Genomic DNA, 16108 nt, shown 5'->3' with positions numbered 1-16108 from the left:
CATGCTTCCCCGGTTGGCAGCTTGCCGCCTCAAGTTTAGTGTGCGACTTGAAGGAAACCTTATGAAATCGAGGCGGATTGTTGATGACATCAGCGAGCAAGGTGACGGCAGCCGATTGGTGGCGTGGCGCGGTAATCTATCAGGTCTATCCGCGGTCGTTTCAGGATACCGATGCCAACGGGCTCGGCGATATCAAGGGCATCACCCGCCGCCTGCCGCATATCGCCTCGCTCGGTGTCGACGCCATCTGGCTGGCGCCGTTCTTCACATCGCCGATGGCGGATATGGGCTATGATGTCGCTGATTATTGCGATGTCGATCCGATCTTTGGGACACTCGCCGATTTCGACGAGATGATGACATCGGCGCATGCACTCGGCCTCAAGGTCATCATCGATCAGGTGATCTCGCATACGTCGGACCGCCATCCCTGGTTCGTCGAGAGCCGAGCGAGCCGCGATAATCCCAAGGCGGACTGGTATGTCTGGGCCGATCCGAAGCCGGACGGCACGGCGCCGAACAACTGGCTGTCGATCTTCGGCGGGCCGGGCTGGGAATGGGACGGCGTACGCCGGCAATATTACCAGCATAATTTCCTGACCTCGCAGCCCGATTTGAATTTCCATAATAGCGAAGTCCAGGATGCCTTGCTTGCCACCGTCAAGTTCTGGCTCGATCGTGGCGTCGACGGCTTCCGGCTGGATACGGTCAACTACTATTTCTGCGACAAGCAGCTGAGGGATAATCCGCCAGCGACAAGCGTCATCGGCGGACTGGATGCACCGGAGAGCAACCCCTATGGCATGCAGAACCATCTCTACGACAAGACGCAGCCGGAAAATATCGATTTCCTGAAGCGTTTTCGTGCGCTGCTCGATCAGTATGAGGGGCGTGCGACCGTCGGTGAAGTCGGCGATGGCGCCCGCTCGCTGCAGACGGTGGCCGCCTATACCAGCGGCGGCGACAAGCTGCATATGTGCTATACTTTCGATCTGCTCGGACCGGATTTCACGCCGGCGCATTTCCGCCATTGCGTCGGTGATTTCCAGGCCAATGTCGCCGACGGCTGGGTCTGCTGGGCTTTCTCCAACCACGACGTCAACCGTCATGTCAGTCGCTTCGCCGAGACGGAGGGTGAGCAGCCGCGTGTTGCCAAGCTGGCGATTTCGCTGCTGTCTACCTTGCGCGGCTCGATTTGCCTCTACCAGGGTGAGGAGCTGGGCCTGCCCGAAGCTGAGCTTTCCTTCGAGGACCTGCGCGATCCCTACGGCATCCGCTTCTGGCCAGCCTTCAAGGGGCGTGACGGATGCCGCACCCCGATGCCCTGGGAGGCAAGCCGCGCGCATGCCGGCTTTACCACCTCGGAGAAATCATGGCTGCCGGTGCCCTATCAGCACGCCGCACTTGCCGTCGACAAGCAGGAGGCGGATGCGCAATCCGTGCTGCATCATTATCGCAAGACGCTGGCCTTCCGAAAGCAGCATCCGGCACTGCTCGACGGCGACATGACCTTTCTCGACACCAAGGAAGACGTACTCGCCTTCACGCGCAGGAAGGGCGATGAGACGCTGTTCTTTGTCTTCAATCTTTCCCGCCAACCTGTAAAGGTCGCCCTGCCGGAGGGGGTAAAGGTGACTAAGGCCGTGCCGATGCCGGGCTTCGAGGGCTCCGACGTGGGCGAGTTGGTGACGCTCGCAGCACTGGATGTGTTCTGCGGGCAGGTTGGGTGATCAGCCGATCAGCATGAACTTGTCGACATCCACAAGGCCCCGGTCCGAGATCTTCAGATGCGGGATGACCGGCAGCGGCAGGAAGGCGAGCTGAAGGAAGGGTTCTTCCAGCGTCGCGCCGAGGGCGTAGGCTGCCTGGCGCAGATGATGCAGCGTGTCGCGCACGCTTTCATAGGGTTCAAGGCTCATCAGACCGGCGACGGGCAGGGCGATTTCGCCCGTGACGATACCGTTTTCGACGACAACGAAACCGCCGTTGATTTCGCTCAAACGGTTGGCGGCGCGGGCCATGTCGTCCTCGTTGACGCCGACGACGCAGATATTGTGGCTATCATGGCCGACGGTCGAGGCGATTGCTCCCTTCTTCAGCCCGAAACCCTGAACGAAACCATTGGCGTGGTTGCCGTTCTTGCCGTGGCGTTCGATGACGGCGACCTTGATGATGTCATTGCCGAGGTCGAGGTCGGTCTGGTTGCCCTTGAGCGGCAGGCGGCAGCGGCGGTGTTCGGTGATGATCTTACCGGGAATGACGCCGATGACCGAGCTTTCGCCCTCTGCGACCGGCACACCGAAATCGGCCGCATTGATCGGGCGCGCCCGGACGCTGTCGAGGCCGACCGGGGCGACCGGCTTGCGGGTGGCGAATAGCTCTGTGGTGACACGGCGGCCTGCCGAGAACACCGTCTCCGCCTTGCAGTTCTCCAGGCTGTCGATGACGACCAGATCGGCGCGCCAGCCGGGCGCCACCAGGCCACGATCGCGCAGGCCAAAGGCGCGGGCGGCGGAGATCGAGGCGGCGCGATAGATCGCCAGCGGCTCGACGCCATGGGCAATTGCTGTGCGGATCATGTAGTCGAGATGACCCTGTTCGGCGATATCGAGTGGATTGCGGTCGTCGGTGCAGAGCGCCAGATAGGGCGACAGCCGCTCGGTCAGGATCGGCATCAGCGCGTGCAGGTCCTTGGAGACCGATCCTTCGCGCACGAGGATATGCATGCCCTTGCGGATCTTTTCGAGGGCCTCTTCTGCGGTCGTCGATTCATGCTCGGTGCGGATGCCGGCTGCGAGATAGCCATTGAGATCATTGCCGCGCAGCAGCGGCGCGTGCCCGTCGATATGGCCGCCCTGGAAGGCGTCGAGCTTGGCCATGCAGATAGGGTCTTTGTAGACGACGCCCGGGAAATTCATGAATTCGGCGAGACCGATCACCTTCGGATGGTCTCGGAAGGGCAGCAGCTTCTCGATCGGCAGATCGGCGCCGGAGGTTTCCAGATGAGTCGCCGGCACGCAGGAGGAGAGCTGGACGCGGATATCCATGATGGTCTCGAGGGCGCTGTCCAGGAAATACTGGATGCCCTCCGTGCCGAGCACATTGGCAATCTCATGCGGGTCGCAGATGACGGTCGTCACGCCGTAAGGCAGGACGCAACGGTCGAACTCATGCGGCGTCACCAGCGAGGATTCGATATGCAGGTGCGTGTCGATGAAACCGGGGACGACGATCCGGCCGGAAATGTCGATCTCCTCGCGACCCTGATAATCGCCGCAGGTGCCGACGATCCGGTCACCGCAGATGGCAATGTCGGAGGTAACGAGTTCGCCCGTCACCAGATCGAAGAACTGCCCGCCCTTGAGCACGATATCCGCCGGCTCCCGGCCGACACCCTGGTCGATATAGCGTTCGAGTTTGGCGGTCATGTTCATCCCTCGCATAAAGTTCGCCCCTCATATCCGACCATTCCGCGTTTGCAACAATGGGGATATGAGGGGCGGTGATTTCTTGAAGACTAAGCCTCAGATATTATTCTGCAAGATCTCCCGAAGCTTGCCGAAGAGTTCGTCGATGTGATGCTTTTCGATGATGAGTGGCGGGGAGAGGGCGATGATGTCGCCGGTGGTGCGGATCAGCAGGCCCTTTTCGTAGGCTTTGAGGAAAGCGGTGAAGGCGCGCTTGGTGGGTTCGCCGGCGATGGGGGCGAGTTCGATGGCGCCGATCAGGCCGGTGTTGCGGATATCGATGACGTTGGGGCAGTCCTTCAGGGAATGCAACGCATCGGCCCAGTAGTCCGAGAGCTCGGCGGCGCGCGTCAACAGGCCTTCTTCCTTGTAGGTATCGAGCGTGGCGAGAGCGGCCGCCGCGGCGATCGGGTTGCCGGAATAGGTGTAGCCATGGAAGAACTCGATCATATGCTCGGGTCCCTGCATGAACGCGTCGTGGATTTCCGAGGTGACGAAAACCGCGCCCATCGGGATGACGCCGTTGGTGAGGCCCTTGGCCGTGGTGATGATATCGGGGGTGACGTCGTAATATTGCGCGGCAAAGGGCGTGCCGAGGCGGCCGAAGCCGGTGATGACTTCGTCGAAGATCAGCAGGATGCCGTGTTTGGTGCAGATTTCGCGCAGCTTCTGCAGGTAGCCCTTCGGCGGGATCAGCACGCCGGTGGAGCCGGCGACCGGCTCGACGATGACGGCAGCGATGGTCGAGGCGTCATGCAAGGTGACGATGCGCTCGAGTTCGGAGGCGATATCGCCGCCATGTTCGGGCTCGCCGCGGGTGAAGGCGTTCTTCCCAGGAACATGCGTGTGCGGCATGTGATCGACGCCGGTCAGCAAGGTGCCGAACATCTTGCGGTTGGTGACGATGCCGCCGACAGAGATGCCACCGAAATTGACGCCGTGATAGCCGCGCTCACGGCCGATCAGGCGGGAGCGAGAGCCGTTGCCCTTCACGCGATGATAGGCGAGCGCCACCTTCAGCGCGGTCTCGACGGATTCAGAGCCGGAATTGGTATAAAGAACATGGTTCATGCTCTCGGGTGCGATATCCACCAGCCGGTTGGCCAGTTCGAAGGCCTTGGGATGGCCAAGCTGGAAGGCCGGAGCATAATCGAGTTCGCCTGCCTGCCGGCTGATGGCTTCGGTGATTTTCGGGCGGCAATGTCCGGCGTTTACACACCACAGACCCGCCGTTCCATCCAGTACCTGCCGTCCGTCATGGGTGGTATAGTACATGTCCTTGGCGCCGACGAAGAGGCGTGGTTCCTTCTTGAACTGACGATTGGCGGTAAACGGCATCCAAAAGGCGCTGAGATCGTTGGGGGTGGCGTTCAGACGGTCGGACATGTTGTTCTCCATGGCCTTCGGGGCCATTTCCCGATCGCGGCACAGGCCGCGCGATTATTGACTGTCTGGTCAAATTATCAGTCGGCCCCTTGGCGTCAAGATGAAGCCGGGGGTGGAGACGGGGTAGGGTCGGGTGCGGATGAAGGGCAGGAGGTGGTGATTTCGTTTTTAGTCCAGTTCTGTCTCGTCTTGTCTTGTTTGCTCAAGCCAAATCAGATCAGATCGTATCCAGTACGGAGAGAAGCGACGAGCGAACGCGATGGGGCCGTGACGTGGGTCGCTTGTACGCAGATGGGGGCTCAACACGAAAAAGCTGGCAAATTGAAAATTTGCCAGCCAAATCAGATATATAGTTGTGGTCATGAAAGCAGCTTGATCTCAAGGGTTGGAACGTTTCGTTCCCCTGAGGGTCATGCTCCGGCAGTCCTAGAGCCAGTTTTGGCTCTTAAGCGGCCGTTCTACTTTTTTCCGGTTCACAATAAATGTCTTCCAGCGTTTCCAGGACCCGGATGACCGACTCTGAAGTGCTGGAGTAGTAAATGGTTTGAGCATCGCGGCGGGTCTTTACCAGCTTCTGGGCACGGAGCTTCGAAAGATGCTGGGAAAGCGCAGATTGGCTGAGCCCCACTTGGTTGGCCAAGACGCCGACCGGGACTTCACCCTTGACCAAGCTGCAAAGAATCATCAGGCGCTTGGGGTTCGCCATTGCAGATAGTAGTGCTGCCGCCACGTTGGAGTGGTCGGCCAAATTTCTTGTTTTCATCTTTTGATCTTCCTAATGCGGAGCGTACATCAGAAATTGCGTAATTTCTAAACCGGGGAGCTAACCCGATAGCTAACAATACCAAGTCGGGTGAAAGATTGTATATACCTAAATTTAAGGTATCGAGTATGCTATTTTAGATATGTGTGTTATATCGCCGCCTCCCGCCCATATGGGTAGGTCCAATTCCCCTCTGAACGCCCCATTTTCCCGAATTAGGTCGATTCGAGCCATATCCAGGTCGTAAATCCGCCACCATTCGCCCATTTCTCCCTCTGACCCACCCGTGATGGCCGAGACTATGTCGGGCGACGGGATACTAATTCTCGCACTATGGCGTCTGCCTCATTTGCCAGCATTTCGTTAGCCGCCGAAAGAATCATCAGATCGGTGCCCGTTAGAGCATAGGCCTTGCCGAAGCCGCCGTTCAGGCTGGCGACAAGTGGGACGAGGCGAAAGAAGCAGAAATCCGGAAAATCGACATAGAGCTTCGCCTTCGGATGGTGGGCGAGAAAGCGTGAGCGGATGCGTTCATGCAGCGGATGTTCGCGATCGACGCGCTCGGCGTTGCACTGGACGCTGAGGCGTGGATGGGCGAGGGGATCGCCCTTGCCGGGCTCGCCGAAGAGAACCGAGGCGCGAGGGTCCTTCGACAGTGCCTTGGTATGGGCCGAGAGGCCGGAGACGAGAATGACCGGCACGCCGTCGATATCGGTGCCGGTCAGCGCGCGGCTGACGGAAGGAAAGCCAGTTTCAGGATCGATGACGGCAAGTGCCGCGTAGCGGGCCGAGCGCAACAGCATACGCGCCTGCCCGCGCGCTTCGTCGTCGGTTTCCCGCAGCACGGACGGCTTGTCGCTCATCGTTTCTCTCCCGCAGGATAAAGGAGCAGTCCGGGCGGACTATTCCTTTCGCCGATGACTGGTGAGGCCAGCCACGACATCCTGGGCGGAAATCGTCCCGATAATCACGCCGTTGTCAACGACGCCGATATTGCCCGGCTGGCGCGTCAGCGCATCGAGAATATCGATGAGCGGCGTTGTCACGGTCGTCGTGCCGGTAACGGAGCCGCCGACCGGAGGATGGCCGAGGCCCTGCTGCATGACATCGCCTGCCGTCAGCATGCTGATCGGGTTCATGTGCTGCACGAAGTCGGCAACATACTGATCGGCGGGGTTCCTGACGATTTCCTGCGGCGTGCCGCACTGGATGATGTGGCCGCTCTCCATGATGGCGATGCGGTTGCCTATGCGGAAGGCTTCGTCGAGATCGTGGCTGACGAAGAGGATCGTTCGCTTCAGGCGGCGCTGGAATTCCAGAAGCTCGTCCTGCAGGCGGGTCCGGATCAGCGGATCGAGCGCCGAGAAAGGCTCGTCCATGAGCAGGATGGGCGCGCCGGTGGCAAAGGCGCGGGCGAGGCCGACGCGCTGCTGCATGCCGCCGGAGAGCTCGTTGACCCGACGGTTGGCCCATTGCGTCAGATTGACGAGTTCCAGCTGTTCGTCGACACGCTTCTTGCGCTCAGGCTCCGGCACGCCGGCAAGCTCCAGGCCGAAGCCGACATTGTCGGCAACGGTGCGCCAGGGCAGCAATGCGAACTGCTGGAACACCATGGAGACCGTGTGCATGCGCAGGTCGCGCAGCGTCTTGGGACTACAGTCATAGGGATTGACTGGCCCGGTCTTGGTGTTGACGACGACATTGCCGCGCACGACTGGCGCCAGGCCATTGACGGCGCGCAGCAGCGTCGACTTGCCGGAACCGGAAAGGCCCATGAGCACGAGGATCTCGCCTTCCTCGACCTCTAGCGAGGCATTGGCGACGCCGAGCACCAGGCCTGTTGCCTTGCCGATCTCGTCGCGGGTTTTTCCTTCGTCCGCAAGCTTGAGGGCCGCCTCGGGGCGGTCGCCGAAGATGATGCTGACATTGTTGAAGGCGACGGCGGTGGTCATGAGCGGTCTCCTTCGCCGGGGGCACGGAACATGCGGTCGAGAATGATTGCGAGAATGACGATGCAGGAGCCGGAATCGAAGCTCTTGGCGACATTGACGCTGTTCAGTGCGCGCAGCACCGGCACGCCGAGGCCAGGGGCTCCGACGAGGGCGGCGATGGATACCATGGAGAGCGATAGCATGATCGTCTGGGTCAGACCTGCCATGATCTGCGGCATGGCGAAGGGCACCTCGACTTTACGCAGCACCTGTCGCGGCGTCGCGCCGAAGGCTTCGGCCGCTTCCACGAGCGAGGGCGGTGTCGAAATGATGCCGAGGCGGGTCATGCGGATCGATGCGGGAATGGCGAAGACGACGGTGGCGATCAGGCCCGGAACCATGCCGAGGCCGAGCAGGATCATCGCCGGCACCAAATAGACGAAGGTCGGGATGGTCTGCATCAAATCGAGGATCGGCCGCATGATGGCATAGAGCCATGGGCGGCGCGCGGCGGCGATGCCCAGGGGGACGCCGACGAGCATACAGACGAAGGTCGAGGCCAGCACCAGCGCAAGCGTCTCCGTCGTCTCCTTCCAGTAGCCCTGGTTGATGGTGACGAGCAGTCCGATGAAGGTGAGGGCGGTGACCGCAACGCTCCGGCGCATCCAGTAGGCGATGGCCGCGATAACGACGACGACGATCAGCGGATGTGGCGCCTGCAAGAGGAATAGCAGTCCTTTGATCCCATGCGACGCGACGAAGGAAAGGCCGTCGAAGAACCATATGAAATTGGTCGTCAGCCAGTCGACGACGGCTTTGGCCCAGGGGCCGATGGGGATGCGATAATCGGTTAACCAGTTCACGTCTTTGCCCACTCTTGGGGCGGCGAACCCGGACGTCTTGGGTCGTTCCGGATGCGGCCGCCGGAGAATAACGGCCTATGGCGCCACATGGGGCATGACCCGATGTGCGGCGCTATAGGAGGGAAGCAGTCCGTCCATGGAAGAGAAAGGGGCGGTTAAGCCGCCCCTTGTCCCTTCAATGTTAGAGGCCGAGCTTGGCCTTGACTGTCGCAAGCCCGTCACCGCCATCCTTGGTGGTGACGCCGGCAAGCCAAGGGGTGATTGCCGTCGGATTGGCCTTCAGCCATTCCGTTGCAGCCACTTCCGGTTCCTTGCTGTCGTTCAGGATCTTGCCCATGATCTCGTTTTCCATCGGCAACGAGAAGACGAGATTTTTGACGAAGGCGCCGACGTTCGGGCATTCCTGCAGATAACCGGCACGGACGTTGGTGTAAACCGTAGCGCCACCATAGTTTGCTCCGAAGACGTCGTCGCCGCCGGAGAGATAGGTCATCTTGTAGTTGGTGTTCATCGGATGCGGAGCCCAGCCGAGGAAGATGATCGGCTTGCCTTCCTTGTCGGCGCGGGACACCTGGGCAAGCATGCCCTGTTCGGAGGATTCGACCACTTCGAAGCCCTTGAGGCCGAAGGTGTTCTTGTCGACCATGTCGATGATCAGGCGGTTGCCGTCATTGCCCGGCTCGATGCCGTAGATCTTGCCGTCCAGGTCGTCCTTGTGGGTGGCAATGTCCTTGAAGTCCTTAATGCCGAGTGCCGCACCCTTTTCGTTGGTCGCGAGCGTGTATTTCGCGCCTTCGAGGTTGGCACCGACGGTTTCGACCGACTTGTCTTCGGCAAACGGCTTGATGTTCTCGGCCATGGACGGCATCCAGTTGCCGAGGAAGACGTCGATGTCCTTGTTTTTCAGCGATTGATAGGTCACCGGCACAGCGAGCACCTTGACGTCGGTGTCGTAGCCGAGAGCCTTCAGGAGGATCGAGGCCGTCGCCGTGGTGGAGGTAATATCCGTCCAGCCAACATCGGCGAAATGCACGGTGCTACAGCTTGCCGGTTCGGCGGCGGAAGCTACGGTTGCGCCCAGCGTGAGCGCGGAAAGGGTTGAAGCGAAAGCAAGTGCGGTAAATGTCATTTTTATCATTACGTGACTCCCAGTCTAACGTTCCCAAGCAACCACCAATAACCGAGATTTACAAGCGACCACTGCGTATTTGCGCCGGTTTGGAGGGGCTGATTGCGACGCCCCTCATTTTTCCGGTCGAGTGCTGCCGCGCTGATCCCGTATTGCGTGAATCCACGGTAAATCCTGTGGTTTTCGCCAAAGGCGTCTTTCCTTCGTGTGGCGGAGCACTCATGAAGCGATCAAGGAGAACGTCATGGCCAAGCTCTATTTCCATTATTCGACGATGAATGCCGGCAAGTCGACCATGCTGTTGCAGGCCGCTTACAATTATCAGGAGCGCGGCATGCGTACCGCGGCCTTTATCGCGGCGTTGGACGATCGCGCCGGTCGCGGCAAGATCGCGTCGCGTATTGGTCTGACGATGGACGCCATACCGTTCGATGCCGCCGACGATCTCTACGCCTTGGTCGATGAAATGCATGCCGAGGAGCCGCTGGCCTGCGTCTTCGTCGATGAGGCGCAATTCCTGTCGCACGAGCAGGTGTGGCAGCTTGCCCATGTCGTCGATCGTCTTGATCTGCCGGTCATGGCCTATGGGCTGCGTACAGATTTTCATGGGAAGCTATTTCCAGGCTCGCAAGAGCTGCTGACGATTGCCGACGAGTTGCGCGAAGTGCGAACGATCTGCCATTGCGGGCGCAAGGCGACGATGGTGGTGCGCCTGGATGCTGCCGGCAAAGCGGCGCGCGACGGCGCGCAGATCGAGATCGGCGGCAGCGACAAATATGTTTCGCTCTGCCGCCGTCACTGGGAAGCGGCGATGGCGGAGGAATAGGACCGTCCGCGTCATTGCGTCATCCGGCAATAGATCGCAATTGTCTCTATGGTTGCGGCAACGGGATGGATCGCCTCCCGATCGGGGAGGAATCATGAAATCGCTCTGTCTGCTGGCCATCGCTGCTGCTCTCTTCTCCAGTTCGGCTGCCTTTGCCGATGGCGACGCGGTCGCCGGCGCGACGGTCTTCAAGAAATGCGCCGTCTGCCACACGGCGACCGCGCATGAGAACCATGTCGGGCCATCGCTGATGGGCGTGGTCGGCCGTCCCGTCGCCACCGTGCCGGACTATAATTACTCGACGGCGATGAAAGCGTTCGGCGCCGATGGCGGCAAGGTCTGGGATGAGGCGCTACTGCGGAAATACCTGCCCAGCCCGCAATTCTTGGTGAAGGGCACGAAGATGACTTTTCAGGGCTTGAAGAGCGACAAGGATATCGACAACGTCATTGCCTATCTGAAGAATTCGGGTGCGGCGCAGTAAAGTTTGAAACTCTGCCGCCGCTATCATTGGACCGCTGCCTCAAGACCGCTTGCAAGCGTGTTTCTCAAACCCTGTCGGTAAAAAGCAATGCGTTTTGTGAATCCCATCCCATTTGTTCGCGACATAAATTGCTCGAAGGCATTCTACAACGAGCGGCTCGGCCTGAAGATCATAGAAGACTTCGGAAATTTTGTTCTCTTCGAGACCGGCTTTGCGATCCACGACGGCAGCTCACTTGAGAAGACGATCTGGCGGCAAAGCGGCGACCCCGCCAAGCCCTATGGGCAAAGGAACGTGCTTCTGTATTTCGAACATGAGGATGTTGACGCGGCTTTCGTAGATATCGCGCCGCATGTCGAATTGATCCACCCCGTCGAAAAGCAGGAATGGGGGCAGCGAGTCTTCCGCTTTTATGATCCGGATGGGCACGCGATCGAGATCGGCGAACCACAGAATAAAGTGCCCAAGGGTAATTGACACAACAACAGATGTGTCGCTCGGCGACGGCTGAAGCCGGCGAGCAATGTGCGCTCCGTCATTTTCTTTGCATCTATAAGCGGTTAATCTCGCCAGTAACGGCAATTGAGAGACGCTTTCATGGTCAAGGTTCATTCCTTCGGCGGCGAGCTCGACAAGGCGCGCGTGACGCTCGACGATGCGATCAAGGGCTTGGTTGCGGCAGACACCATGCTTGCCGGTCACGCCCGCGGAGGCACACGCCTCGGCCCCATCAATTTCCCGGTGGAGGAGGCGCAGGTACGCGCGACGCTTGAGTTGCTCGAGCGCTGGAAATGCCTCGGCCGGTCGTTGGTCAAGGAACTAGATAGGGTCTCTGCGGCGGCCGATTTGCAGCATCGGCGATTGTTCGATGAAAAGGCCGGGGCCGAAACGTCAAGTTGGTTCAGGCGCAGGATCGGCCAAGGACATGTCAAGCCGGCGTTGATCGTGGCGGAACTGGATGCGGCGCTGGGAGCATCTGCCTCGCTCGATGTCCTGTTCAAGGTGGCAAGGCCCTTGTTGGTCCAGGCTTTTCATGATTGTGAGACGCATCTAGCGCAGGTCATCGAGCGGCGGCAGCGCGCCGATTTCGAGATAGAAGACCTGCAGCGTCAGGTGGACGATTTGGCGCCGAGAATTCTGGACCGGCGCGCCGGCGCCTTGTCCACCCGCAATGCGACTTCGCAATCCGAATTGGAAACGGACTATCAGCGGCTGCTTGCAGAGCAGAGCGATCTGCAAGCGCGGGAGCAGGCTCTGCAGCCGGAGAGGACGGCGCTGCAGCGGCTCATCGATATCTATGAGGAGGTGGCGACAGTTCTGAATGCGCAGATCGCCGCCATCAATGCGATGGCGGCCAAGCTTGCAGTCGATACCGAACAGCGGATCGCCTTGCTGAAGGCGGTGATATCGGAGGCTGCGCCACCTTTGCCCGCCGTGGAAAGACCGGCCCCGGTCACCGCGCTGATCAGGGCATTCGAGGCCAATGTGCTCGCCGGTCATGATCTTGCAAGACGCAAGGAGCACGCCGACAAGGTCTTTACGCGGCGTCTGGAATCTCTGCTGCCGGCCGTGCCGATGACGGAAGAGGAGCAGCCGGTCGAGCCCAAGCCTGAGACCTCGTTATCGTCTGCGATTGAAAAATGATATCAGCCGGTTGCCGTCTCCTGCGGAAACACATATCTGCATGGGCGTGAATATGTTGCGCAGTTTCAAAGTGTCCTTGCGTCCTTTGCCTATCCGAAGGACTGCGGCTCTTTAGAGGAGACGTCCATGCTTGATTCGATTACTGCGTTCTTCAAGCGGATCGGCGCCGCCATCGCGCGGGGCCTTGGGCTTCTCGTCGTCGGGATCGTATGGCCCTTCCTCGCCGCTCACGGCTGGTATCAGCGGCGCAATTGGCTGATCAAGCTGCCGGTTGCCGCCTTCGTGACGCTGTTGGCGGTACTCTACATCTATTTCATCTGGCAGACGCAGGTCTGGAGCGGCTTCGACACCAGCTATCCCAGCGTCTACAGGTTCGACGACCGCAAGGTCGGGGCAGGGCAGGAATTACCGGCAGCGAGCGGACAGCAGGCCGCTGGGACCGCGCCGAAAGCCTGCCAGACGTCCGGGACAGTTGATGTCACCGCCGATCTCATCGATTTCAATGTGAACCAGAATGCCTGGATCTCCTCGATGCTGCTTTTCAAGCTCGGGTTCTTCGGTATCGCTTGGGACGACACACCGTTCCTCGACAACAAGGCAGCCTTTCAGCGCGGCGTGAACCAGGCGGTGCGGCGCACGGCGGTGGAACTGGTCGATACGCTTGGGCGCGTACGCGGCACCTCCGGCATCAACGGCGATCTGCAAAGCGCCCGTGGCAATCTGCAGTTCGACGAAGCGAGCTGGTATTTCGGCATGCGCCCCTTCGGTCCGAAGACGCCGACGCCGAGCTACTATCGCGCGGCAATCAACAGCCTGCGCAAGTTCAACACCGATCTCGGCACCTGCAACGCCGTCTTCGACAGCCGGGCCGACAACCTCCTGCAATTCATCGATCGTGTCGCCAACGACCTCGGCAGCACATCGGATATCCTTGCAGAGCGATCGGAGAACCATAATTACGGCTGGTTCGACATGCGGGCCGACGACCGCTTCTGGTTCGCCTATGGTCAGCTCTATGGCTATTACGGCATCCTGAGCGCCATCGAGGCCGATTTCCAGCAGGTCATCGCCGAACGCAATCTCGGTACGCTCTGGGGCGGCACCATGAAGCAGCTGGAGGCGGCGCTGCGTATCCAGCCCTTCATCATCTCGAACGGGCGCGAAGATGGCTGGATCATGCCGAGCCATCTGGCGACGATGGGCTTTTATATCCTGCGCGTTCGCTCGAACCTGGTGGAAATGCGCTCCGTCCTTGGTGGACGTTAAAGCGACAGGGCGATCGTTGTTCTGACGGTCGCCAATTCTCAAGCGCGACCTGCGGAGTCGACGGACCAGACGTTTCGGAATTTTAGGGAATAGCCGGAGGGGCTAGCTGATCAGTTTCAGCCGGATAGCTTTTGCGACAAGCTGGGTGCGGTTGACGCAATCGAGCTTCTTGATCGCATTCATCATGTAGGCGTTGACCGTGTGGTCGGAGAGGGAAAGGATCTGGCCGATCTCGACCGAGGTCTTGCCCTGCGCGGTCCAGCGGACGACTTCCAGCTCCCGGGCCGAAAGCATGTGCAGCACGGAGCCGTCATTGCGCTTGATGCAGTTATAGATGTCGTGTGCCTGCAGCATGATCATATTCAGCTCGTTGAGCTCGCTTTGACCGAGGCTGCTGCGGTTGCCCATGAACCAGAAGACGAGGCGCTGCCCATCGGAGGAATTGATGGGGATCACGATGCCCATCGGACAATTGTGGCTAAGCAGGAGCGCATGCAGTTCGCGCGGCAGCTCCATGTCCTGCGAGATGTTCTTCTCCAGGAGGTGCCAGGCGCGCGGCATCACGGAGTCCCGTACCCGCTGCAGCATCGGGCAGCGGCGGAGCAGTTGCTGGCGATCAAAATCGCGCAGAAATTGCGGTTGTACCGAACCTTCGATGACGAGTGGCGTCAGCATGGAGTCTTCGGAAACCGGGGCGTTGAGAAAGGCCACCTGGCTGAAGCCAAAGGCGGAGCTCGTCCGTTCCAAAGCTTGGGCAAAAGCAGTCTGAGTCCGGGCTGTGGCCAACTCGGCAGAAAGCAACAGTTGTCTCTCAGCAGTGATGAAATAGGACATGTGACTTATTGGCGCCCACAGCGTGTTCTCACTATCAAATACTGAATTTGCAGGCGAATGCTAGACGCAAAAATACCACATATCCAGAAATAATTTCATTTCCATATATCTTAATATTGTAAAGTGCTGATTTGTAATACTTTTTTAAAAATGGCACCTAAGCAAGTAAAAAAGTTGTTTGCTCAACTTCCTTCATGATGGTGCCGGGACATGCCCTCCGGACAGCGGATAAGGGTAATGATTTCAGGCAAAACCACCGGTAAATCTCCGTGGCAGGCGCGTGCATGGGTTGCGGCATGTGGGTCCGGCATTGTCGATGCCGGCAACATTCAAGTCAGCCGCAGCATGATCTGCACGCAGCCTTTCCGCGTGTAGCTTAGAGGGTGGGGCCTGGCTCGACCGCAACGCTTCGCGCGTGAACAGGCGGTTTCCGTCAAAACGGCAACGGCCGGCGGCAATGCCCGCCGATCGCGACGAATGAACGTTGATGCCGGCGTGCCTTGCGAAGGCCGAAAGCGATTGCTATCGGTCTTGCGATAGTAATCGCTCCCAGGCCTTTTTCATGCCCTTTTGTTTTTCCCAACAGCTTGTTGCGTGCTGTTGCCGGCAGACCTCATGGTTTCTGGCGGGTATTTTTCTTCTGGTCTTTTCCTGCATGCCCGCCGAGGCGGCCGGTTCCAGCGTTGGCCAGCCGATGGAATTCCTGCTGGTTCACGGTGATATGGCCACCTGTCGCGTGGCCGACAATTGCCCGGACTGGATTTCCGCCGAAGGGCAGATCATGGCGGATTCACCGAAGAAATTGCAAAAATTGCTGAAGCGCCTTGGCGGCAGGAAGCTGCCGATCATCGTCAGCTCGCCTGGCGGCGATGTTCGGGCGGCCATGGAGATGGCCCATGTGATCCGTAAGCAGAAGCTGGCGATCGCGGTCGGCCGGACGCGCTCGCGCGATTGCCCCTATGCCGAACCGATCTGTTCGGCGGCGCGCGCAAAGGATGGGTCCATCAAGGGCGAGACATTTTCGGTCGGCGCCATCTGCTTTTCGGCCTGTCCGCTGTTTTTCGCCGGCGGTGTCCGGCGCGTCTCCAGCCCCTTCGCGCTCCTCGGTGTGCATCAGATCACCACGACCTACAGCGAAGTCCGTATCCGATACCGCACCGAATACGAGACGGTGAACGGCAAGAGAAAGGTCCTTTCCAAGCAGGAGATCGGGCGTCAGTTCGTCGGGAAATACGACACGACCAAGCTCGGCAGGCAACAAAGGGCAAGGCTTACCGGCTTCCTGAAGAAAATGGGCGTGGATGAAACGCTCTTCGATCTGATGCTGGGCACTCAACCCACCTCGATCCATCTCATTACGCAGACGGATGCGCTGAAGCTGCGGTTGACGACGGAGCTTGCCGCCGCCGATCAGCTTGTCGTCGCGAGGGATTGCAAGGATAGGCAATCGATTGCGGACTGCGCGACGCCGCCAGCCGCCGCAGTACCTGCGACGGTCGGCGAGTGATCGCGCGC

General features: G+C 59.6%; 14 protein-coding genes and 1 pseudogene. 7 read left to right on the top strand and 8 right to left on the bottom strand.

Going from position 1 to position 16108, the window contains the following annotated elements; all coding sequences use genetic code 11:
* Positions 1-83 precede the first annotated feature (83 nt).
* Positions 84-1730 (top strand): beta-galactosidase BglA, encoded by a 1647-nt coding sequence (gene bglA / locus AC1RO0_RS04845; protein WP_498591776.1) that lies wholly within the window; start codon positions 84-86, stop codon positions 1728-1730.
* Here bglA and ade read toward each other — a convergent pair whose 3' ends face one another.
* From ade to AC1RO0_RS04810, 7 genes and pseudogenes are all read right to left on the bottom strand, one after another.
* A complete protein-coding gene (gene ade / locus AC1RO0_RS04840) occupies positions 1731-3428 on the bottom strand; it encodes an adenine deaminase (protein ID WP_498591775.1) in 1698 nt (565 codons plus the stop codon).
* Between the two features lie 96 nt (positions 3429-3524).
* The gene (aptA, locus tag AC1RO0_RS04835) at positions 3525-4853 is read right to left on the bottom strand and encodes an omega-aminotransferase AptA (protein WP_498591774.1); all 1329 of its coding nucleotides are present in this window, start codon (positions 4851-4853) and stop codon (positions 3525-3527) included.
* 445 nt (positions 4854-5298) lie between these two features.
* Complete coding sequence (locus AC1RO0_RS04830) at positions 5299-5616, bottom strand: ArsR/SmtB family transcription factor (protein WP_007692427.1); 318 nt, start codon at positions 5614-5616, stop codon at positions 5299-5301.
* Between the two features lie 114 nt (positions 5617-5730).
* Positions 5731-6479, bottom strand: a pseudogene (locus AC1RO0_RS04825) (HugZ family pyridoxamine 5'-phosphate oxidase).
* A 39-nt stretch (positions 6480-6518) separates the two neighbouring features.
* Positions 6519-7568 (bottom strand): choline ABC transporter ATP-binding protein, encoded by a 1050-nt coding sequence (choV, locus tag AC1RO0_RS04820; protein WP_498591773.1) that lies wholly within the window; start codon positions 7566-7568, stop codon positions 6519-6521.
* Entirely contained in the window at positions 7565-8410 is an 846-nt protein-coding gene (choW, locus tag AC1RO0_RS04815) for a choline ABC transporter permease subunit (protein ID WP_007692430.1), read from the bottom strand. The genes choV and choW overlap by 4 nt, the downstream gene beginning before the upstream one ends.
* A gap of 181 nt (positions 8411-8591) precedes the next feature.
* Positions 8592-9539, bottom strand: coding sequence for a choline ABC transporter substrate-binding protein (locus AC1RO0_RS04810; RefSeq protein ID WP_498592380.1), 948 nt, complete (start codon positions 9537-9539; stop codon positions 8592-8594).
* A gap of 244 nt (positions 9540-9783) precedes the next feature.
* Between AC1RO0_RS04810 and AC1RO0_RS04805 the strand changes: the two genes are divergently transcribed.
* The 5 genes from AC1RO0_RS04805 (at position 9784) to AC1RO0_RS04785 (ending at position 13759) form a co-directional block, all read left to right on the top strand.
* Complete coding sequence (locus tag AC1RO0_RS04805; RefSeq protein WP_498591772.1) at positions 9784-10365, top strand: thymidine kinase; 582 nt, start codon at positions 9784-9786, stop codon at positions 10363-10365.
* 94 nt (positions 10366-10459) lie between these two features.
* Entirely contained in the window at positions 10460-10849 is a 390-nt protein-coding gene (locus AC1RO0_RS04800) for a c-type cytochrome (RefSeq protein WP_498591771.1), read from the top strand.
* Between the two features lie 87 nt (positions 10850-10936).
* Positions 10937-11326, top strand: coding sequence for a VOC family protein (locus tag AC1RO0_RS04795; protein ID WP_498591770.1), 390 nt, complete (start codon positions 10937-10939; stop codon positions 11324-11326).
* A 120-nt stretch (positions 11327-11446) separates the two neighbouring features.
* Positions 11447-12493 (top strand): hypothetical protein, encoded by a 1047-nt coding sequence (locus AC1RO0_RS04790; RefSeq protein ID WP_498591769.1) that lies wholly within the window; start codon positions 11447-11449, stop codon positions 12491-12493.
* Between the two features lie 126 nt (positions 12494-12619).
* A complete protein-coding gene (locus tag AC1RO0_RS04785) occupies positions 12620-13759 on the top strand; it encodes a DUF2333 family protein (protein WP_498591768.1) in 1140 nt (379 codons plus the stop codon).
* A gap of 102 nt (positions 13760-13861) precedes the next feature.
* Here AC1RO0_RS04785 and AC1RO0_RS04780 read toward each other — a convergent pair whose 3' ends face one another.
* The gene (locus AC1RO0_RS04780; protein ID WP_007692441.1) at positions 13862-14593 is read right to left on the bottom strand and encodes a helix-turn-helix transcriptional regulator; all 732 of its coding nucleotides are present in this window, start codon (positions 14591-14593) and stop codon (positions 13862-13864) included.
* A 655-nt stretch (positions 14594-15248) separates the two neighbouring features.
* On the opposite strand from AC1RO0_RS04780, the gene AC1RO0_RS04775 reads away from it, so the two are divergent.
* Positions 15249-16100, top strand: a complete 852-nt coding sequence (locus tag AC1RO0_RS04775) for a COG3904 family protein (RefSeq protein WP_498591767.1) — start codon at positions 15249-15251, stop codon at positions 16098-16100.
* Positions 16101-16108 lie beyond the last annotated feature (8 nt).

This window comes from Rhizobium sp. GW821-FHT14E12, assembly GCF_058803745.1.
Note: the sequence above shows the minus strand (reverse complement) of the source record. Positions and strands in the feature narration are given on the sequence as shown.

Bases quoted from the DNA above. Each gene is read 5' to 3' on its own strand.
- AC1RO0_RS04790 (WP_498591769.1), top strand. From the start codon at position 11,447: ATGGTCAAGGTTCATTCCTTCGGCGGCGAGCTCGACAAGGCGCGCGTG.
- choV (WP_498591773.1), bottom strand. From the start codon at position 7,568: ATGACCACCGCCGTCGCCTTCAACAATGTCAGCATCATCTTCGGCGAC.
- AC1RO0_RS04810 (WP_498592380.1), bottom strand. From the start codon at position 9,539: ATGACATTTACCGCACTTGCTTTCGCTTCAACCCTTTCCGCGCTCACG.
- AC1RO0_RS04795 (WP_498591770.1), top strand. From the start codon at position 10,937: ATGCGTTTTGTGAATCCCATCCCATTTGTTCGCGACATAAATTGCTCG.
- AC1RO0_RS04830 (WP_007692427.1), bottom strand. From the start codon at position 5,616: ATGAAAACAAGAAATTTGGCCGACCACTCCAACGTGGCGGCAGCACTA.
- AC1RO0_RS04805 (WP_498591772.1), top strand. From the start codon at position 9,784: ATGGCCAAGCTCTATTTCCATTATTCGACGATGAATGCCGGCAAGTCG.
- bglA (WP_498591776.1), top strand. From the start codon at position 84: ATGACATCAGCGAGCAAGGTGACGGCAGCCGATTGGTGGCGTGGCGCG.
- ade (WP_498591775.1), bottom strand. From the start codon at position 3,428: ATGACCGCCAAACTCGAACGCTATATCGACCAGGGTGTCGGCCGGGAG.
- aptA (WP_498591774.1), bottom strand. From the start codon at position 4,853: ATGTCCGACCGTCTGAACGCCACCCCCAACGATCTCAGCGCCTTTTGG.
- AC1RO0_RS04780 (WP_007692441.1), bottom strand. From the start codon at position 14,593: ATGTCCTATTTCATCACTGCTGAGAGACAACTGTTGCTTTCTGCCGAG.
- AC1RO0_RS04785 (WP_498591768.1), top strand. From the start codon at position 12,620: ATGCTTGATTCGATTACTGCGTTCTTCAAGCGGATCGGCGCCGCCATC.
- AC1RO0_RS04800 (WP_498591771.1), top strand. From the start codon at position 10,460: ATGAAATCGCTCTGTCTGCTGGCCATCGCTGCTGCTCTCTTCTCCAGT.
- AC1RO0_RS04775 (WP_498591767.1), top strand. From the start codon at position 15,249: ATGCCCGCCGAGGCGGCCGGTTCCAGCGTTGGCCAGCCGATGGAATTC.